Here is an 18,538-nt window from a genome sequence, read left to right as displayed (position 1 = left end):
GATGATGGTGATGGCGATGATGCAGCAGAGTTGACATTTGCAATCATCCTAACCAGAGTGCACATCCAAGGTCAACGCAAAAAGCGCCGATTCCGGCGAAACCGCAGAACTACAACGATCCTTGCGCCGTATTTCTAAGTGTTGCGTCCAATAATGTAGGAATTCCTACAGCAGGAAGCAGGGAAGAATGAGCGAAGAGACAGGCACGGCCGCCATTGAGGCTCGCAGCGCCAGCCGTTACTACACCATGGGCGAAACCACAGTTCGCGCGGTGGACGACGTGAGTTTCACCATCGGGCGGGGAGAGTTCGCAGCGCTGCTTGGACCTTCGGGATCAGGAAAATCCACGCTGCTCAACCTGCTGGCCGGGCTTGACCGCCTCAGCGCCGGGAGCATCATTGTGGACGGGCGCGACCTCAGCACCATGGATTCCGAAGCCCTCGCCCGCTACCGGCGGCTCACCGTAGGCATGATCTTCCAGAGCTTCAACCTCGTGCCCACAATGACCTTGGCCGACAACATCGAGCTTCCATTACGGTTCGCCGAAACGGCACGCAGCGGACGCCGGGACCGTGTCATGGAGTTGCTGACCAACGTTGGCCTTGCTCATCGCGCCAGCCACAAACCTTCAGAGCTCAGCGGAGGCGAACAGCAGCGCGGAGCCATCGCCCGCGCTCTCGCCAATCGTCCTTCCGTGCTGCTCGCCGATGAGCCAACCGGCAATCTCGACAGCCACAACGGGCAGGAGGTCATGACTCTGCTGCGCGAGTTGAACGAGAAAATGGGAGTCACCGTCTTGATGGTCACGCACGACCCATCTCTCGCCGCACGCTACGCGAGCAAGTCACTGCACATGGCCGACGGCAAGCTCTCCAACATCGAGGTGCTGCGATGATCCGCCAGGACCTGATGGAACTCGCCGCCCGCAACATGCGCAACGCGCGTCTGCGAAATTTTCTGACTACGGTAGGCATCGCCGTAGGTGTGGCCTCGCTCGTGGCCATGCTCTCGCTCGGAATCGGATTGCAGGGCTTCGCCAATCACCAGCTCATGAAATCGGGCATGTTCCAGACCGTCTTCGTCACCAGCAAGTCTGATATTCGCAACGCCGACGAGAACGCCGATACCAAGCCGGAAGAGATGCCGCTGCTCAACGACGAAGCTCGCTCAAGAATCGCGGCCCTGCCCGGAGTAGAAGAGGTCTCCCCCGAGGTGCGCGCCACCGCCGAGGTGGATTACGGCGGCAAGACAAACTTCACGCTTCTCGCCGGACTGCCGCAATCGGCGCGCGACGAAGAGTCCGTTGAAAAAGTGAAGGGACGGTTCTTCAACTCCGCCAACGCCAATGAGGTTCTGCTCCAGCGCGACTTCGCGAAGAAGCTCGATCCGCAGAACTCCGACTCGCTGTTGGGCAAGACTCTCACCATCCGCTATGCGGAGCGCCAGAGCGGTGACGGCGGCAGCTTCAGCATCGAGCGCAAGGAGAAGCCGTTCACCATCGTCGGCATCCTCGATGAAGAGCCCTTCGGGGGCATGCGCATGATCAGCCGTGCCCGCATATTCTTGCCGACGCAGACCGCCGAGGCCATGAACCTCATGCAGCCCGGCGACACGCAGCAACTCGTGCGATCTGCTCCCGGCGCACGCACCTACACCATGCTCACCGTGCGCATGAAGTCCGCCACGTACGCCGAGAAAGTCGAAGAATCGGTGAAGAAGATGAACTACGCAGCCTACTCCTATCTCGATGCCACCAAGAGCATGCGCCGCTTCTTCGCCGTGCTTGACATGTTCCTCGGCATCTTCGGCTCACTTGCGCTGGCCGTGGCTTCGCTCGCCATTGTGAATACCCTGGTAATGGCGGTGCTTGAACGTCGGCGCGAAATTGGCATCATGAAAGCCCTTGGCGCGAGCGACCGCGACGTGCAGAAATTGTTCTTCGCCGAGGCCGCGACCATGGGGCTCATCGGCGGCGCACTCGGCGTCGGACTGGGATGGATCATTGGCCGCGCCATCAACTTCGGCACCAACCTCTATCTGCATCGAATGAAAATGCCGGCCGAAAATCTATGGTCCGTGCCCGTCTGGCTCATCGCCGGAGCCATCGGTTTTGCCGTGCTCGTCAGCATCGTCGCTGGAATCTACCCTGCCGCGCGTGCTGCGCGCCTCGATCCGGTGCAGGCACTGCGCTATGAGTGATATTGATAAATGTCAATTTTGTTTTGGAGAGAAATGAAGGCTGTCCGTCGTTTGTTTTTAGTCGCGGTTGTTTGTCTTGTGTCGTCGTTGAACTTTGCCCAGTCCGGCGCGGCAAAGAGCAAGGTCGAGTGTTCCACTTTTCAGAGCAAAATCCTCACCCGCGAAGTGCCCTATTGCGTGATGCTTCCGCCCAGCTACGCGCAGGACGCCTCGCGGAAGTACCCGGTCACCTATTATCTGCACGGCCTTGGAGATAACGAGCAATCGCTTGTGAACCTGGGCGGCTGGTCCATCTACGACCGACTCATGCGTGAGCGCAAGATTGGTGAGTTCGTCGTCATCGCGCCTGCCGGGTTCGTGTCGTTTTACATCAATTCGCACGATGGCCGCTTCCGTTACGAAGACTTCTTCCTGCAGGAGTTCCTCCCCGCAATGGAGAAGAAGTATAGGGTCGGAACCACGCGCTCGCAGCGCGGAATCATGGGCGTATCCATGGGCGGCTTCGGGGCATTGCATTATGCATTCAAGTTTCCCGACAAGTTCACTGCCGTCAGCGCCAACATGCCTGCGCTCATCCAGCACCTGCCCAATCAGCCGCTTCAGGAGTCGCAACAGCGCTTGCTCAATTCCTTGTTCGGCACTCCGCCCGACATGTCTTTCTACGAGAAGAACTCCGCGTTCTACCTTGAGCGCACTGCGCCCGTTGCGGCTCTCAAGCGCCTGACGATCTACTTCGATTGTGGCGAGCACGACCGCTATGGCTTTAACGTAGGCACAGAGGCGTTGAACAAGCTGCTCACCGCGCACGGCGTTCCGCACGAGGCACACATCTACCCCGGCGGACACGACTGGCCGTTCGTGCTCGAGCATCTTCCAGCCGCTCTCGAAGCTCAGTCCAAGGGTCTTCGCGCAAATTAGAATTGTGACAATGCAGAATCGAATCAAACTCCACGATGATGACCATGTGTTTGTGCTAACCGGAGCCGGAGTCAGCGCCGAAAGCGGACTCGCCACATTTCGCGGCTCCGATGGGCTCTGGGAAGACGAGCGCATAGAAGACGTCGCCTCACCGCGCGGGTGGAAACGCGATCCCGAGCGCGTCTGGCGTTTCTACTCTCTTCGACGCAAGGCCGCCGCCGACGCCGCGCCGAACGCAGCGCATCAGGCTCTCGCCGAGATTGAACGCAAACTTGGTGATCGCTTCTTCCTGTGCACACAAAACGTCGATAATCTGCACGAGCGTGCCGGCTCGCGCAACCTCGTGCATATGCATGGAGAGCTCTTTGAAAGCTGCTGCGACAGTTGCACCCTCGATCCCTACCATGACACCACGTTGTTCGAGTCCCGCGCCGACCACCAGTTCTGCGGCTGTGGTGGACGCATCCGCCCCAACATTGTCTGGTTCGGAGAAGTCCCTCACCACATGGAGCGCATTTTCGAAGAGCTGAATCGCTGTACTGTGATGCTCGTCGTGGGCACTTCCGGCGTTGTGCAACCGGCAGCGAGCTTCGTGCACTTTGCCAACGAGCGATTCACTTCCGGAGAAGCGCCCGTGCGAACTTACTACGTTGGCCCCGAGCATCCGGCCAACGCCGCGGCATTCACTAAGGTGTTTGAAGGCCCTGCCGGAGAGGTCCTGCCGCAATTATTCGCGTGATGCACAGCAGATTGGGGTTGACCTCGGGCCACGTGGCGAACGACAATCAGCTTTCCTGCCAATATTGGCGGGCCCCCTCAAATGCTGATTTATTTATGTGGTGCGATTGAATACTCCCCCGATCATGGCAAAGCATGGCGGGCTGAGGTCACGCGTTTTCTCTACGAGCTTGGGCACGAAGTTTACGATCCCGCACTCGACGAGAAAAAAGACCTGACCGAACAGGAAGTCCTCGAATTCCGCGGCTGGAAGCAGACCGATCTTCCCCGTTTCCAGCAGACCATCCGCAAGATCATTCAATACGATCTCGACTGGGTTGAGGAGCGCTGCGACGCTCTGGTCGCTTATTGGGACGAGCACGCGGGCAAGGGTGCTGGCACACAAGGCGAACTTACGGTTGCCTATCGGCGCGGCGTTCCTGTTTACCTGGTCACCAAGGTGCCGCACGATCAGGTGAGCGGCTGGGTCCTGGGCTGTGCCTCGCATGTTTTTGCGAGTTTCGAGGAGTTGTTCGAATTTTTGGTCCAGAAGCGCTCGCGAGAACTAGCCTACGCCTGATGCGTGAGACAATGCTCTCCGGCAGTTGAAACGTGCTGTCCTTTTTGCCGTGCACTCGCAACTTAGAGGTGAAGGCATGACGCAGTCGGAACTCGACCCGAAGACAGTGGCTGGTGCGCGTCGCCGTCTCGGCTTTGTGGCCGTGCTGTGGTGGATTGCGGCTCTTGCCGGGGCCATCGGCCTGGTGCAGGGGCTCACCGCTGGCTGGGTGCGAATGCTGTTTATCGGCATCTCGTGGGTGTTGGCGATATTTTTTAGTTACGCATGGTGGCAGGTGCGTAAGGGATTGTCGAAATGAATTTCACCAAGGGTACTATCGGCTGGATCGAGGTTGTGTGCGGTCCCATGTTCAGCGGCAAGAGCGAAGAGCTGATTCGACGCCTTCGCCGAGCGGAGATCGCGCGCCAGCGCGTACAGATTTTCAAGCCCGGCGTGGACAAGCGCTACTCGGAAGATCAGATTGTCAGCCACAGTGATTTCAAGATTTCCAGTCAGTGCGTGTGCGATGCCAAGGAAATGGAATCTCTACTCGACTGGCGCAGCGAAGTCATTGGTGTCGATGAAGCGCAATTCCTCGGCGAAGGCATCGTTGATCTGGCAGTTCGCCTCGCCGACATGGGCAAGCGCGTCATTATCGCCGGACTCGATACCGACTACCTCGGGCGTCCATTCCATCCCATGCCCGAGCTGCTTGCCGTAGCCGACGAGATTCAGAAGACGCTCGCCATCTGCATGCAGTGCGGCAATCCGGCCAAGCATACGCAGCGCCTGGTCGAAAGCAACGAGCTTGTCGTCGTTGGTGCGGCCGGAATGTATGAAGCCCGCTGCCGTCGCTGCTTCGAGCCGAACATTGCCAACCTCGTCAAGCAACGCGAGTCCGCATCGGCAGCCATGGGACGCGGCGCCGTCAAGTAGTTCGCCGAAATCGACATTTACCAAAGCCCGCTTCCGGCGGGCTTTCGTTTGTGTTCGACATCGCAACATTCCTTGTCTTTGAAAATTCACCTCACGGTGCTAGAGTTCCAATCGAACTCTATGCGAAAACTTCTCATTGTTTTGACCATCGTTACGGCGGCCACGCTCGTGCCAACGTTGGCCCCTGGATGGGGTGATGCAGGACACACCACCATCAATCGCGCTGCTGCCGAAAAGGTTTCTGCCGACATGCCGCAGTTCCTGAAGGCGGCTTCCAATCACATTGCGTGGGACGGCCCCGAGCCTGACCGCTGGCGCTCCAACCTTGAGAAGCCGCTCAATGACGCGCAGGCCCCCGATCACTTCATCGATATCGAGTATGTCGATTGGATGAAGCAGCTTCCGCCCGATCGTTACAAGTTCATCGCCGCCGTGTACGACTATCGCGCACAGCATCCCGGCACCGACGTGCCGCAGCCTGAAAAGATCGGCTTCCAGCCCTACATCACGATTGAAGTTTTCGATCGCCTCAAGGTCGCCTTCCGCGAGTACCGTCACGCGCAGGCAGAGGGCCGCTCGACCGCCGATGCTGAGTCCAATGCTATCTTCTACGCCGCATGGCTCGGACACTACGTTGGCGACGGCTCCAACCCGATGCACACCTCCATCCAATACAACGGCTGGACCGGTCCGAACCCGAACGGCTACACCACCGCTCACGACGTTCATTCGAAGATGGAAACGACTTTTGTGAACGCGAACCCCGAGGTCACTCGCGTCAACCATCTCGTCGGCGCGCCGAAGCACCTCGAGCATCCCTTCGACGACTACATCGCCTATCTCCGCGAATCGCGAGCCAAGATCGAGCAGGCCTACGAACTCGAGAAGAACTGCGGATTCGACGGCCACGGAACACCCGAGTCGCGCGAGTTCATCCGCCAGCAACTTGGCCGCGGCTCGCAGATGCTGCTCAACATGTGGTACACCGCATGGATCGATTCCGCCAAAGACCCCGAGCCCTGGCGCGCCGAGCGTCGCGAGCCTCGCATTTGCAACGCACCCAAAGAGAAGAAGGCGGCTCCGGCCGAGGTGAAGTAGAGATGGCAGAGTTGACCCAACAGCAAATTGACCAATTGCTTGCGAAGGCGCACGAGGCCGCAGAGCATGCTTATGCGCCCTTCAGCAAGTTCCAGGTAGGCGCGGCCATTCTCACGCAGCGTGGCGAGGTATTCATCGGCTGCAATGTCGAGAATTCCTCTTTCGGCCTCACCAACTGCGCCGAGCGCACCGCCATCTTTTCAGCAGTTGCCGCCGGAGCACTCAGCTCCGAGCGTGATCTTGCAGCAGTAGCCGTAGTGAATCGCGAGGGCGCCATCTGCTCGCCCTGCGGAGCCTGCCGCCAGGTCATCTTCGAATTCGGCCCGGAAGCCGTCGTGATCTACCGCGCGCACAGCGGCCATATCGCGCAGACGCTTGCGAGAGACATGCTCCCGGAAGGCTTTCGTCTGAGATAACGAAGCGATCCACAATGCAAAAAAGGTCGCTCATCGAGCGGCCTTTCGCTTCCATGTGCATCCCTAGAACTTCGTCTCAAACTCCGCCAGCCGGTGTTCCAGTCGCCACTGCTCACGCGCCTTCTCGCTGGTGTTGAGAAACTTCCAGCATCCAACGCTCGCTGCTCCCAGGGGCTTCTCATTGGCACACTCGCGCACAGGAATGAACCTGTGACCATCGCTCCACAGGCTTACGCCGGGCAGGAACGAATGTTCCATGCTGGTGCGCACCATCTTTTTCAGCGTGATGTAATCGAGTCCCTGGTCCAGAACGGCGTGTTCAAACTCTTTCGTCATCTCCGACCTGGAGACGCCCTCATCGTCTGTCGCCAGTGCCACCGGCACACCAGCTTTCAGATACATTGCCAGCGGATGCTGTCGGCCGCGCACTCCCAGAATGCCCTCATTCGATGTCAGGCAAATCTCCACCATCACATTGCGCCGCGCCATCACGGCTAACAATTCATGCGGCTCTTCTTCGTACATCACATCCACGCCATGCCCAATCCTCTCGGCCTTGCCGATTTCGACCGACTCGCGAATGTGCGAGCGCAACCCATCAGGAGGCACCAGTCCTGCCCGCAGTTCACCGGCATGCAGCGTGACGTGCACCGCAGGATATACGCCCTTGAGGTAGTTCACCATTTGCATGTGCAGGTGGAAATCGTGCATCGGAACGTACCAATCTTCGGGCTGCACCAGGTTGACCGACACCACGCGCGCATCGCGGTGCGCCAACTCAAACCCCATCAGCAATTGCGCAAAGACAGACGCCGGTTTTGCCGCCCTTCCCACCGAGTAGATGTAGCGCACATGCACCGAGCAGGGGCTATGCGGAATCTCGCCTTCGGTCGCGCAATGCAACTCCGAGTTCTTGCTTTGCTCCATGCTGTCAAGAGTCTTGCGGGCTTCCTCAACGGCGTCCGAGAAGTTTGCTGCCAGCAGCTTCTGGCGCATGATGTTGAAATCCGGCTCATACCCGAGTTTGTTGCCGAGTGTTGCCGCGCGCCCGTGATCTGGTGAAAGCATCAGCTCCAGGTATTGCACATTGCCGTCCGCCGCCCTCCTCGTGACCTCGCTCAGGATCTGCCCCATGTGCGGTTCCGTCGCCAGGTGAAACTTCTCAAAGGTTTCGAAGAAGTGATCGTGGCCGTTCATTCCCGGCTTCATTTCTCTCATGGACCATGCGTCGATCAGTTGCTGATACAGATCCGGGTCTGTTAGTGCCTGTCGTGCTTCCGCCTGGTTCGGCTGGCAGGGCGATGCGGTCAGTGCGAGGGAAGTGCGATCAATGCAGAGCTGCGACTCGGCTGCAAATCGGATGAGGCTTTCGGCATACACAGCGCCGGTGATGTGGTTGTGGAGATCGCCGCCCTTGGGCATCTCCTTCAGCATTGCGTAGAGCGCTCCGGTATTGCTCCGTGCCTCGTTCAGAGCCTTTTCCGTGCGTGCCTCGGGAGTTTCCTCAGCGCGAGGCTCAGCCTGCTGCTTTTCCTTGGCAATCTGGGGAGCTGCCGTCGCTGGCCGGGCCGGCGCATTCTTGAAAACCTGAATCTGCGACCCATAGGCACTGAAGGTGAGGAGAGTTATAAGGAAAAATGTGGGAAATGGTCCCGCGCTACGCCGGCGCATGACTTCCTCCAGGGGCAGGTTTGCCCCTTTGTAAGTGGAACCTTTGCATCATATCGCGGAACCGCACTTCCGGTCGCGCACCGAAGTCACATACAGACGAACTGCAACTGCAGGCTTGAAACTTTTGCTGAGACCTTCTACTATCCCCTTTCCCCGTTTCCGATTCAATGCCGTTTTTGGAGCAGATCATCGTGTCCGAACTTAAAGTGCTTTTTTCTCGTGAACAGATCGCCGCTCGTGTCTGCGAGTTGGGTAAGCAGATTTCAAAGGATTTCGCTGGCGAGCCTGTCGTTCTGGTCGGAGTCCTCAAAGGCGCCGCGCTTTTCCTCAGCGATCTTTCACGTCAGATCGACCTTGATGCCACTTTCGACTTCATCTCTGTGTCCAGCTATGGCAATCAGAAGAAAAACAGTGGCGAGGTGAAGCTGATGAAAGACGTCGATCAGTCCATGGAAGGCAAGAATGTCATCCTCGTCGAAGACATTCTCGATACCGGCCTCACCATGACGTATCTCAAGAAAATGATCCTGGCGCACCATCCCAAGGCGTTCAAGATCGCCGCTCTTCTCGATAAGCGATGCCGCCGCCAGCAGCCCATCTACGCCGACTACGTAGGGTTCGAGATTCCCGATGAATTCGTCGTAGGCTACGGGATGGATTATGCCGAGCGCTATCGCAATTTGGCGGATATTTGCGTGGTGCCTTAAGCCGTTCGCAGTCGTACACTACCAAGGGTCCAAAATCAGATGTAAGGCCGGGTGGTCCGGTCGAAGCAGGTAATCAGGATGTCTACGATCAGTTTGAATCCCTCTGCCGAAGCGGTTCGCAATGATTGGCGCATGGCGGCAAAGCTCATCGATCATACCCTCTTAAAACCGGAAGGCACGCGCGAGCAGGTCTCAAAACTCTGCCGCGAAGCCGCCGAGTATGGCTTTTATTCCGTCATGGTAAATCCGTCGAATATTGCCCAGTGCAAGGCCGAGTTGCACGGCACGTCCGTCGTGGTCGGAACCGTGATCGGGTTCCCCTTGGGAGCCACCACCTCCACCTCGAAGCTTGCCGAGGCCAGCGATGCCCTGCGCCTGGGAGCCACCGAACTCGACATGGTGATCAACGTTGGCGCGCTCAAGAGCGGCGACCGCGACCTGGTGCAGATGGAAATGCAATCGCTGGTCAACCTCTGTCATCGCTCCGGCGCGCTGCTCAAGGTCATCATCGAGACGGCTCTGCTCACGACGGAAGAAAAAATTCTCGTCTGCCAGCTTGCCGCTGCCGCCGAAGTCGATTTTGTGAAGACCTCAACCGGATTTTCCACCGCCGGAGCCACCGCCGCCGACGTTTCACTCATGCGCGGCGTTGTTGGTAACAAAATCGGCGTCAAGGCTGCCGGAGGCATTCGCACCGCCGCTGATTTGCTGGGCATGGTCGAGGCCGGAGCCAATCGCGTAGGTGCCAGTGCCAGCGTTGCCATTGTCAAGGAACTTGGAGCGCAGTAATATGGGCAACTAAGTAAGACAAGACATGCACTCTTTCTTCGGGCTGTACCCTTTGCGGTATGGCCCGCTCTTTTTGCGTCCGGCATCCAGAGTTCAAGAATCTGCTTTGCCTAAGTTCCAGCCTGCGATAAGCTCAATCTGACTCATGTACACGTCTGCGGGACTCGTTAGTCCCGGATTGGCCTCCCATGCTTTTTGTCGAATTGATTCGCAAAAAGCGCGATGGCAAAGAACTGTCGCGCGAAGAGATTGAATTCATCGTTTCCGGCTACACGCGTAGCGAACTCCCCGACTACCAGGTCTCTGCATTTCTTATGGCATCGCTGCTACGAGGCCTGAGTCGTGCGGAAACCGCGGCGCTCACCAATGCCATGCTGCGCTCGGGCCAGGTCCTCGACTTTTCGGAGATTCCCGGAAGCAAGGTTGATAAGCACTCCACCGGAGGCGTGGGCGACAAGACCTCGCTCATCCTGGCGCCCATCGTGGCCGCCGGAGGCGTCAACGTTCCCATGGTCAGCGGCCGCGGACTCGGTCACACCGGCGGCACGCTCGACAAGCTCGAAGCTATTCCCGGCTTCAACGTTCATCTCCAACTCGACGAATTCCGCCGCATTCTCGCCAAGGTCGGTTGCGCCATGATCGGCCAGACCGAGGACCTCGCGCCTGCGGACAAAAAGCTGTACGCCCTGCGCGACGTCACCGGCACAGTCGAGAGCCCGAATCTCATCTGCGCCTCCATCATGAGCAAAAAGATGGCCGAGGGTATCGATGCGCTGGTGCTCGACGTAAAAACCGGCTCCGGCGCGTTTATGAAGGACCCGAAGGACAGCGAGTTCCTTGCCGACCTGATGGTCGAAACCGGCGAACGCATGGGCAAGAAAGTTGTCGCCCTCATCACCGACATGGATCAACCTCTCGGACGCTACGTTGGCAACGCGCTCGAGGTCGTGGAGTGCGTAAACATCCTCCGAGGCGAGTTCGAGGGCTCCGAAGACCTCCTGGAGCTCACGCTTGAGCTCTGCGGCTGGATGTTCTATCTCGGTGGACGCACCGCAGATAAGGACAAGGGACGCACTCTTGCCGCCGAAATCATTCGCAGTGGGCGGGCGTTGGAGCGTTTCCACGAGCTGGTTGTGGAACAGGGCGGAGATGTGCGCTCCATCGACGACCTCGCCTTGCTGCCGCAGACCGCGCACCGCGAACACATTCCCGCCGCTACCAGCGGCTATGTCACGGCCATCGAGTGCGAGCGCATCGGCATCGCCGGAGTCATTCTCGGCGGAGGCCGCTTCAAGAAGGAAGACGCGGTCGATCCTGCCGTCGGTATCGTGCTGCACAAGAAAGTCGGCGACCCGGTCACCGCCGGAGAGCCGCTCTGCACCGTGCATTACAACTCTGCCGAACGCTTCGCCGAGGCGAAAACCGTGATTGCCGATGCCTACCGCATCGCCGACTACCAGCCGGAACCGCGCCCGCTCATTCACAAGGTGATCGAAGGCAAGTCTGCTGTAACCCGGATTTGAGAGGGAAGTAATGGGACGATTCACTGGAGTATTGGGACTGCTGTTGTTGCTGGCGTTCGCCTGGCTGTTTTCAACCAACCGCAAAGCGATCCGCTGGCGCGTGGTCGCCATTGGTGTCGGGTTGCAGGTGGTTTTTGCGGTCTTCGTCACCAAGGTCTGGTGGGGCCAGCTGGCGATCGCCAAGGCCGGTGAAGGCGCAAAACGCCTGCTCGCTTGCTCCTTCGCTGGTTCCAAGTTCGTCTTCGGCGAGGCTGGAGCTCAGAACTCGAATCTCGGTTTCATGTTCGCCTTCCAGGTATTGCCGGCCATCATCTTCATCGCGGCATTCTTCTCCATCCTGTACTACTTCGGCATCATGCAGCTCATCATTCGCGTCGTTGCCGTGGTGATGGAGAAGACCATGGGAGCCAGCGGCGCCGAGTCGCTGAACATCGCCGCCTCCATCGTCATGGGCCAGACGGAAGCTCCGCTCACCATCCGCCCCTTCCTCGCCCGGCTCACTCAATCGGAGCTCATGGTCGTCATGACGGCCGGAATGGCGCACGTCTCCGGCAGCATCATGGCTGCCTACATCGCCACCGGAGTTGCTCCCGAGCACCTGCTTGCTGCGGTCATCATGACCGCCCCTGGAACTCTCACCGTCGCGAAAATTCTTGTCCCCGAAACCGAGGTTCCCGAAACCGCTGGCGGAGCCGAGTTGCCGAAGGAAGAGCGGGCCAGCAACGTGCTTGAAGCCGCAGCCAAAGGCACCAGCGACGGCCTCGGACTGGCACTCAACGTTGCCGCCATGCTCATCTCGTTCCTGGCGATCATCTTCCTCATCAACTCGCTTCTGGGTGGCACGCACAATGCCCTTGCGCATCACGGAATCAACTGGTTCCCCGCCAGCCTCGAGAAGATTTTCGGAGTCCTTTTCGCTCCCATTGCCTTTATCATCGGAGTACCGTGGCACGATTGTCTTGCCATCGGAAATCTGCTCGGAACCCGCATGGTGCTGAATGAGTTGGTTGCGTTCTCCATGCTTGGCCCGCAGAGAGTCGCACTGGACCCGCGTTCGTTTACCATTGCAACGTTCGCCCTTTGCGGATTTGCCAATTTCAGCTCCATCGGAATTCAGATTGGCGGCCTTGGCGCTCTGGCGCCCTCGCGCCGCACCGACCTGGCAAAGCTCGGCTTCAAGGCCATGCTTGCCGGAACCATGGCCAATCTCATGTCGGCCTGCATCGTGGGAGTTCTTCTATGAGTACGCACGCGGATGTAAAGCACCTGGCCTTGGACGAGTACACCCGCGCCGAATCGGCTGCCATGGTGATCCGCGTTCAACTCGCGAAGAAATCGCACCTCGGCCAGCCTGACGTTGCCGTTGTGCTCGGCTCCGGCCTTGGAGCTTTTGGCGACAGCCTGCAGGATGCCGTGGTGATTCCTTACGGCGACATTCCCAACTTCCCACGTTCCACCGCCATCGGACACGCCGGGCGCATGGTCGTCGGCAAGATGGGCAATCTCACCGTACTTGCCATGCAGGGCCGTGTTCACCAGTACGAGGGCTATAGCAGCCGCGAAGCCGCTTTCCCCGTACGCGTGCTTGGCCGCCTCGGAATCAAAAGTCTCGTGCTCACCAACGCTGCCGGAGGCATCAACTCGGCCTATGCTCAGGGCGCGCTCGTCCTGCTCAGCGACCACATCAACCTGCAGGGCTCCAATCCCCTGAATGGTCCCAATGACGACCGCTTCGGCCCGCGCTTCCCCGCCATGGGAGAGGCCTACTCGCGCCGGTTCCGCTCCATTGCCTTGGAAGCAGCGCGCGAGCTTGGCATCGACCTGCAGGAAGGCGTTTACGCCGCGCTTGCCGGGCCCAGCTACGAAACTCCTGCCGAGATTCGCTACCTGCGCACCATCGGAGCCGACCTGGTCGGCATGTCCACCGTACCCGAGGTTATCGTGGCGCGGCACATGGGAATCGACGTGCTTGCGATCTCCTGCGTCACCAACATGGCCGCCGGACTCTCCGATAAAGAGATCAATCACCAGGAAGTGCTCGAAACAGGCGAGCGCGTTCGCGGTACATTCATCAAGTTACTCACTGCGGTTCTCCCCAGAATGGTGGGGGCAGCCGGCTAGCACCACGGCCTTTCGAGGCGCTTATTTTTGCAGGGATGTAGGGACATGAAGCCTTATTTCATCGGAGTTGCAGGACCGTCGTGTGCAGGCAAGAGCTATCTCGCACAGCATCTGGCTGAAAAGCTGGACGCTGCATTGCTTCATCTGGATTCTTACTATCGCGAGTTAGACCACCTTAGCCTTGTGCAGCGCGCCCACTACAACTTCGATGCCCCAGCCGCGCTCGACTCCGCTCTCTTGCTCGAGCATGCGCGCCAGTTGCACGCCGGCCAAACCATCGCACGCCCCGTGTACGACTTCACTACCCACACCCGCACTGCCGAGACACTCGAACTCAGTCCGCGCCCCTTTGTCATCATCGAGGGTCTGTTCGCGCTCTACTGGGAAGAGTTACGCAAGCTGATGGGAACCACCGTATTCGTCGATCTCGGCGAAGAGATCTGCCTTGAGCGCCGCATCGAGCGCGATATCCGCGAGCGCGGACGCACCCGCGAGAGTGTGCTCGAGCAGTACCACACCACCGTTGCGCCCATGGCGAAGCAGTACGTGTATCCCGCGCGGGCCCACGCCGACATCGTCGTCACCGGCAACGACAACATCGAACATGAGGTGGACGAAGTATTACGTCACGTTCGCCGCGGTGCCGAAATGAATTCCGGCCACTAAGTCTTCCGGACATAGCTTCTGCGCCTATCGGCGCCAACTTTGGAGGAGCGTGGTGAAGAAAGCAATCGCCGCCCTTGTGTTATCTGCCTGCGCCATCTGCGCCGCACAGCAGCCTGCCCCTGCAACCGCAAAGATTCAGCTACCCAGCAGCAAGGTCCTGTTCACGCCTGCGCCCGGCTCACCGCGCCGCATCAACAGTCTCCCCACTGCGGCCGCCGTTTCGCCCGATCAGCGCTATGTGGCCCTTCTCAACGCCGGATTCGGCACCACCGAGTCCCACATGGGCCAATCGATCACCTTGCTCGATCGCAAGACCAATCAGCTCACCGATATTGCTGACGAGCGTCTCCGCCCCAAGCTCAAGCAGACCTACTTCTTCGGACTCTCCTTCAGCTCCCGAGGCGATGAACTCTACGCTTCCGTCGCCTCGCTCACCGACTCCGAAGGCACCAAGCCTGGCGACACCGGAAGCGGCATCGCCGTGTACTCGTTCCGCGACGGCAAACTCGCACCAAGCCGATTCATCAAAATCTCGCCACAGAAACTTCCCGAAGGACGCAAGTATCCTGGTCGTTCGCCGTTGGGCAAGGGCCGCATGATTGCCTATCCCGCGGGCCTCGCCGTCGTCCCCGCACACGACAGCCTCCCCGAAAGCCTTCTCGTCGCCGGAAACCTCAGCGATCAGGTCTGGCTCATCAACGCTCAGTCCGGCGCGATCCTCAAGACCTTCGACGTCAGCGACTCGCGCAACGAATGGATTCCCGCAACCCTTCCATACACAGTCGTCAGCGACGGCCATTCTCGCGCATGGGTCAGCCTCTGGAACACCGCTGCCATCGCGCAACTCGACCTTGATACCGGCGTGGTCCATCGCATTGAACTCGACACGCCTCAGGGCTCTCCCACCTCCTCGGCGCATGCCACGGCGATGCTATTCGAGCCCACTACGCATACCCTCTACGTCACGCTCGCCAATCTCGATGAAGTTGTCGCCTTCGACACCGCGACCTCCAAAGTTATCTCGCGCATCAACGTGCGCCTGCCCCGGCAGCGTGCCGGAGGAGCCTATCCCAACGCCCTCGCGCTCAGCCCTCGTGGCGATCTATACGTCGCCGAAGCCGGTACAAATTCCGTCGCAGTGCTTCCCACGCATACGCCTTCGCGCCTTGAAAAACCCTTAGGCTTCATCCCCACCGAGTACTATCCCACCGCGCTCGCCTTTGCCTCCGGCGATCTTGTCGTCGGCAGCGGCAAAGGGCAGGGAACCGGTCCCAACGGAAACATCCCCGACCCAACTACCAACGGAAAAACCAAGAAGCGCTGGAAGTACATCGCCGACCTCACTCATGGCTCCGTCGCCCGTCTCGCCGAAAAGGAAATCGCTGCAAAGCTGCCTGCCTATTCCGCATCGGTCATGCGCAACAATCTCATCGAGGAAAGCCAGCCCAAGCTCGACTTCCGCAACAGCGGACACACCGCGAATCCCATTCGCCACGTCATCTACGTCATCAAGGAAAATCGCACCTACGACCAGATGTTCGGCGATCTTGAGGTCGGCAACGGCGATCCTTCGCTCACCATGTTCGGCGAGGACATCACGCCCAACCACCATAAGCTCGCGCGTCAGTTCGGCGTGCTCGACAATTTTTACGATTCTGGCGAAATCAGCGGCAACGGCCACGTCTGGTCCACTGCGGCCATTACCAGCGACTACACCGAAAAGATCTGGCCTATCAACTATCGCAACGGCCAGCGCCCGTACGATTTCGAAGGCGTCGTCAACGGCGAGTATCCGCTCCTTCAGCACATCACCGACGTCGATGAGCCCTCCACCGGATACCTATGGGCAAACGCCGCCCGCGCTCACCTCACCTATCGTCACTACGGCGAATTCGTAAACACCGAGTGGTGCAATCAGCCCGTACCTTCCACCTCACCCGCATCCACCGGAACCACCGTCGCCTCCTGCGAGCGCAAGGTGGCAGCCAAAGGCGAACCACTGCCGCCCTTCATGGGCAATACACCCGGAGCCCCAAGCCCCTGGCCGTGGAACATCCCTCTCATCTCGCGCAACGTCGCCACAAAGCCCGAGCTCGTCGATCACTTCGATCCGCATTTTGCCGACTTCCGCCTCGAATATCCCGACCAGTTTCGTGCCGATGAATTCCTGCGCGAGTTCCGCGAATTCGTTGCCGCCCGCAACGCTCACGACGAAGCCAACGAGCTGCCAAACCTGGTCGTCATGCGCCTGCCCAACGATCACACCTTCGGCACCAAGGCGGGAATGCCCACGCCGCAAGCATCGCTCAAGGACAACGATCTTGCGCTCGGTCGTGTCGTCGAAGCCGTCTCTCACTCGCCTTATTGGGATGACACTGCCATCCTCGTGCTCGAAGACGATGGTCAGAACGGTCCCGACCACGTCGATGCTCACCGTTCCATCGCGCTCGTCATCAGCAGGTACGCGCCTCGCGGCTCCAAGCCCGTGCTCGAGCACGGCTTTTACACCACCGTGAGTATGATCCGCACCATTGAGGATCTGCTTGGCATGCCGCCCATGAGTCACAACGATGCCCAGGCCGCGCCCATCGCTGGACTCTTCGCCGGCCTTGGCGACCAGCCTGCGTTCGACGCCGACCGCCGCCACGAGAGTGATGGCAGCCTCTACGAGACCAACCCTGCTGATAACAAAGACGCCAAGGAAAGTGCCAAGCTCGACTTCAGCACCGAAGACAAGGCAGACGCCACGAAGCTCAACGCCATCCTGTGGCGTGCAACGATGGGTAAGAAGCGCATGCCCAAGCCTAGCCACACCGTCTTTCCCGCCTCACGCGACGAGGATGACGACTAGCAAGGTGCCCCACCCTTTAGATTCACAGCGCGAGTTTAGGGTGGGGTCGTTGACCTTGTTCCTGCTCTTAAGGTCATCCTGAGCGAAGCGAAGGATCCCAGCCGCCCTTCCAATCTCCTCCACCGCCCCAGGTCAACCACCTCGAACCGGATGCCCCACATCCGCCCTCGTTTGGCGGAATCTATGCCGAGTTGGCGATTAACTGCGCGGGCCTCTATGGCTGAGCCCACACCGGAGCGCGGCCATGACATTTGTTGCAGTTGTTCAGCGGCGAAGCCACCTTCCCGTGGCACGCTCCGCAGCGCCTTCCCTCAACATTCGAAAACATCGAGAAGCTCACCTGTCCACGCTTCGCACTGGGAAAGATTTCCGGATGGCACAGCTCGCATCCAGTCCATATCGAGTGCTTCTTGTGCGAGAAATGGATCGGGCGCACCCAAAACTCCTTGGATTCGATCGCGAAGTCCTCACGCTCTCGCATCCCTTCCTTCTTCACCGAAAGCCCTTCCAGATAGTCCAGGGGCTTTATCTTCCCCGATTGCTCCGACGCCTCCCAGTCCACTCCGTCCCAGTCCACTCCGTACGCGCCCTTACGAAGCTTCGCCGTAAACTTCTCGTATTCATAAGTTCGCGCTTTTATCTTTCCTCCCGAGTGGCATCGTGCACACGCCTCACTCTTGCCGGCCTCGCCACACGCCGCGAAGATCGTCCTTCCGTCGAGCATTCGCTTTCCGTCGTGGCACGCACCACAGTGGAACCCTGCGCCGTTCGTCGCGGCCGTTACACCCGATGCATTTGCCTTCATCGCGAAACCTACATCCACATGGCAAAGTCGGCAGGTGAACTTCGCGCGATGCAGCCAGTGATCGAACACCACCGGTCCCGGATCCGACGCAGAGCGACTGCTCAGGATCACCCTGCCATATTCAGGTGGATTTGGTGGAGCCTTCGGCAAATAGATCTGCGCTAAAGCAGGGCAGGTAAGTGCGGAAACAACGATCGCAAGTATCGCGAAGAGGACTGCTTGCTCACTTCTTCTCGCTTTTCTTTGACTCGAGTACGTAGGCATAAAGGCCTCGGCACATTCGTAGTCGTCCCATGAAAACTTTCTTCCGTGTTTCGTCGAGCTTCTCAATCTGCGGCACCAGTTCGTCGCACTTCTGAACCAGCGCCGCGAGTTCTTCGATCGAGAAGGTCATGGCATCATCGGTTTTCGAGCAAACCTCGTCGAAATCTTTCTGCCATCCCTCGCGTGCTGCTTGCGTCTGCACATCCGGAGTGTGCGACGCATCAGCCGTCTGCACACTGCACACCCCGGCCATCAGCAGCACCATCGCGATGCTTCTTGTGTTCAGCATGTGCAGCCC

19 protein-coding genes are annotated in these 18,538 nt (G+C 59.1%); 16 read left to right on the top strand and 3 right to left on the bottom strand.

Going from position 1 to position 18,538, the window contains the following annotated elements; all coding sequences use genetic code 11:
- Positions 1–187: 187 nt before the first annotated feature.
- The 9 genes from AC6IY8_RS12025 (at position 188) to AC6IY8_RS11985 (ending at position 6,843) form a co-directional block, all read left to right on the top strand.
- Positions 188–895: an ABC transporter ATP-binding protein gene (locus AC6IY8_RS12025; RefSeq protein ID WP_497774728.1), complete on the top strand. Its 708-nt coding sequence runs from the start codon at positions 188–190 to the stop codon at positions 893–895.
- The gene (locus tag AC6IY8_RS12020) at positions 892–2,199 is read left to right on the top strand and encodes an ABC transporter permease (protein ID WP_497774727.1); all 1,308 of its coding nucleotides are present in this window, start codon (positions 892–894) and stop codon (positions 2,197–2,199) included. Before AC6IY8_RS12025 ends, AC6IY8_RS12020 begins: the two co-directional genes overlap by 4 nt.
- 33 nt (positions 2,200–2,232) lie before the next feature.
- Positions 2,233–3,117, top strand: a complete 885-nt coding sequence (locus tag AC6IY8_RS12015) for an alpha/beta hydrolase (protein ID WP_497774726.1) — start codon at positions 2,233–2,235, stop codon at positions 3,115–3,117.
- Positions 3,118–3,127: 10 nt separating this feature from the next.
- Positions 3,128–3,856, top strand: a complete 729-nt coding sequence (locus AC6IY8_RS12010) for a Sir2 family NAD-dependent protein deacetylase (protein ID WP_497774725.1) — start codon at positions 3,128–3,130, stop codon at positions 3,854–3,856.
- Positions 3,857–3,937: 81 nt separating this feature from the next.
- Positions 3,938–4,414, top strand: a complete 477-nt coding sequence (locus tag AC6IY8_RS12005; protein ID WP_497774724.1) for a nucleoside 2-deoxyribosyltransferase — start codon at positions 3,938–3,940, stop codon at positions 4,412–4,414.
- A 76-nt stretch (positions 4,415–4,490) separates the two neighbouring features.
- Positions 4,491–4,712: a hypothetical protein gene (locus AC6IY8_RS12000; RefSeq protein WP_497774723.1), complete on the top strand. Its 222-nt coding sequence runs from the start codon at positions 4,491–4,493 to the stop codon at positions 4,710–4,712.
- Entirely contained in the window at positions 4,709–5,329 is a 621-nt protein-coding gene (locus tag AC6IY8_RS11995) for a thymidine kinase (protein ID WP_497774722.1), read from the top strand. Before AC6IY8_RS12000 ends, AC6IY8_RS11995 begins: the two co-directional genes overlap by 4 nt.
- A gap of 120 nt (positions 5,330–5,449) precedes the next feature.
- Positions 5,450–6,427, top strand: coding sequence for a phospholipase C/P1 nuclease family protein (locus AC6IY8_RS11990; RefSeq protein ID WP_497774721.1), 978 nt, complete (start codon positions 5,450–5,452; stop codon positions 6,425–6,427).
- A 2-nt stretch (positions 6,428–6,429) separates the two neighbouring features.
- On the top strand, positions 6,430–6,843 hold the full coding sequence (locus AC6IY8_RS11985) for a cytidine deaminase (protein WP_497774720.1): 414 nt from the start codon (positions 6,430–6,432) through the stop codon (positions 6,841–6,843).
- 63 nt (positions 6,844–6,906) lie between these two features.
- Here the strand turns inward: AC6IY8_RS11985 and AC6IY8_RS11980 are convergent, their stop codons facing one another.
- A complete protein-coding gene (locus AC6IY8_RS11980) occupies positions 6,907–8,514 on the bottom strand; it encodes an adenosine deaminase family protein (protein WP_497774719.1) in 1,608 nt (535 codons plus the stop codon).
- A gap of 191 nt (positions 8,515–8,705) precedes the next feature.
- On the opposite strand from AC6IY8_RS11980, the gene hpt reads away from it, so the two are divergent.
- From hpt to AC6IY8_RS11945, 7 genes are all read left to right on the top strand, one after another.
- Complete coding sequence (gene hpt / locus AC6IY8_RS11975) at positions 8,706–9,221, top strand: hypoxanthine phosphoribosyltransferase (RefSeq protein WP_497774718.1); 516 nt, start codon at positions 8,706–8,708, stop codon at positions 9,219–9,221.
- 78 nt (positions 9,222–9,299) lie between these two features.
- A complete protein-coding gene (deoC, locus tag AC6IY8_RS11970) occupies positions 9,300–10,010 on the top strand; it encodes a deoxyribose-phosphate aldolase (protein ID WP_497774717.1) in 711 nt (236 codons plus the stop codon).
- A gap of 188 nt (positions 10,011–10,198) precedes the next feature.
- On the top strand, positions 10,199–11,533 hold the full coding sequence (locus AC6IY8_RS11965) for a thymidine phosphorylase (protein WP_497774716.1): 1,335 nt from the start codon (positions 10,199–10,201) through the stop codon (positions 11,531–11,533).
- Between the two features lie 10 nt (positions 11,534–11,543).
- Positions 11,544–12,776 (top strand): NupC/NupG family nucleoside CNT transporter, encoded by a 1,233-nt coding sequence (locus AC6IY8_RS11960; protein WP_497774715.1) that lies wholly within the window; start codon positions 11,544–11,546, stop codon positions 12,774–12,776.
- A complete protein-coding gene (locus AC6IY8_RS11955) occupies positions 12,773–13,654 on the top strand; it encodes a purine-nucleoside phosphorylase (RefSeq protein ID WP_497774713.1) in 882 nt (293 codons plus the stop codon). The genes AC6IY8_RS11960 and AC6IY8_RS11955 overlap by 4 nt, the downstream gene beginning before the upstream one ends.
- A 45-nt stretch (positions 13,655–13,699) precedes the next feature.
- Positions 13,700–14,320: a uridine kinase gene (gene udk / locus AC6IY8_RS11950; protein WP_497774712.1), complete on the top strand. Its 621-nt coding sequence runs from the start codon at positions 13,700–13,702 to the stop codon at positions 14,318–14,320.
- Between the two features lie 52 nt (positions 14,321–14,372).
- The gene (locus AC6IY8_RS11945; protein ID WP_497774711.1) at positions 14,373–17,171 is read left to right on the top strand and encodes a bifunctional YncE family protein/alkaline phosphatase family protein; all 2,799 of its coding nucleotides are present in this window, start codon (positions 14,373–14,375) and stop codon (positions 17,169–17,171) included.
- Positions 17,172–17,385: 214 nt separating this feature from the next.
- Here the strand turns inward: AC6IY8_RS11945 and AC6IY8_RS11940 are convergent, their stop codons facing one another.
- Together AC6IY8_RS11940 and AC6IY8_RS11935 are read right to left on the bottom strand one after the other, a co-directional pair.
- Complete coding sequence (locus tag AC6IY8_RS11940; protein WP_497774710.1) at positions 17,386–18,126, bottom strand: c(7)-type cytochrome triheme domain-containing protein; 741 nt, start codon at positions 18,124–18,126, stop codon at positions 17,386–17,388.
- Positions 18,127–18,199: 73 nt separating this feature from the next.
- Positions 18,200–18,529 carry a hypothetical protein gene (locus AC6IY8_RS11935; protein WP_497774709.1) on the bottom strand — a complete coding sequence of 110 codons (330 nt, stop codon included), beginning with the start codon at positions 18,527–18,529 and terminating at the stop codon, positions 18,200–18,202.
- Between the last annotated feature and the right edge of the window lie 9 nt (positions 18,530–18,538).

Source organism: Koromonas soli, from assembly GCF_059726265.1.
This window is presented reverse-complemented; position numbering and strand designations above follow the sequence as displayed.

Bases quoted from the DNA above. Each gene is read 5' to 3' on its own strand.
- AC6IY8_RS12025 (WP_497774728.1), top strand. From the start codon at position 188: ATGAGCGAAGAGACAGGCACGGCCGCCATTGAGGCTCGCAGCGCCAGC.
- AC6IY8_RS12020 (WP_497774727.1), top strand. From the start codon at position 892: ATGATCCGCCAGGACCTGATGGAACTCGCCGCCCGCAACATGCGCAAC.
- AC6IY8_RS12015 (WP_497774726.1), top strand. From the start codon at position 2,233: ATGAAGGCTGTCCGTCGTTTGTTTTTAGTCGCGGTTGTTTGTCTTGTG.
- AC6IY8_RS12010 (WP_497774725.1), top strand. From the start codon at position 3,128: ATGCAGAATCGAATCAAACTCCACGATGATGACCATGTGTTTGTGCTA.
- AC6IY8_RS12005 (WP_497774724.1), top strand. From the start codon at position 3,938: ATGCTGATTTATTTATGTGGTGCGATTGAATACTCCCCCGATCATGGC.
- AC6IY8_RS12000 (WP_497774723.1), top strand. From the start codon at position 4,491: ATGACGCAGTCGGAACTCGACCCGAAGACAGTGGCTGGTGCGCGTCGC.
- AC6IY8_RS11995 (WP_497774722.1), top strand. From the start codon at position 4,709: ATGAATTTCACCAAGGGTACTATCGGCTGGATCGAGGTTGTGTGCGGT.
- AC6IY8_RS11990 (WP_497774721.1), top strand. From the start codon at position 5,450: ATGCGAAAACTTCTCATTGTTTTGACCATCGTTACGGCGGCCACGCTC.
- AC6IY8_RS11985 (WP_497774720.1), top strand. From the start codon at position 6,430: ATGGCAGAGTTGACCCAACAGCAAATTGACCAATTGCTTGCGAAGGCG.
- AC6IY8_RS11980 (WP_497774719.1), bottom strand. From the start codon at position 8,514: ATGCGCCGGCGTAGCGCGGGACCATTTCCCACATTTTTCCTTATAACT.
- deoC (WP_497774717.1), top strand. From the start codon at position 9,300: ATGTCTACGATCAGTTTGAATCCCTCTGCCGAAGCGGTTCGCAATGAT.
- AC6IY8_RS11965 (WP_497774716.1), top strand. From the start codon at position 10,199: ATGCTTTTTGTCGAATTGATTCGCAAAAAGCGCGATGGCAAAGAACTG.
- AC6IY8_RS11960 (WP_497774715.1), top strand. From the start codon at position 11,544: ATGGGACGATTCACTGGAGTATTGGGACTGCTGTTGTTGCTGGCGTTC.
- AC6IY8_RS11955 (WP_497774713.1), top strand. From the start codon at position 12,773: ATGAGTACGCACGCGGATGTAAAGCACCTGGCCTTGGACGAGTACACC.
- udk (WP_497774712.1), top strand. From the start codon at position 13,700: ATGAAGCCTTATTTCATCGGAGTTGCAGGACCGTCGTGTGCAGGCAAG.
- AC6IY8_RS11935 (WP_497774709.1), bottom strand. From the start codon at position 18,529: ATGCTGAACACAAGAAGCATCGCGATGGTGCTGCTGATGGCCGGGGTG.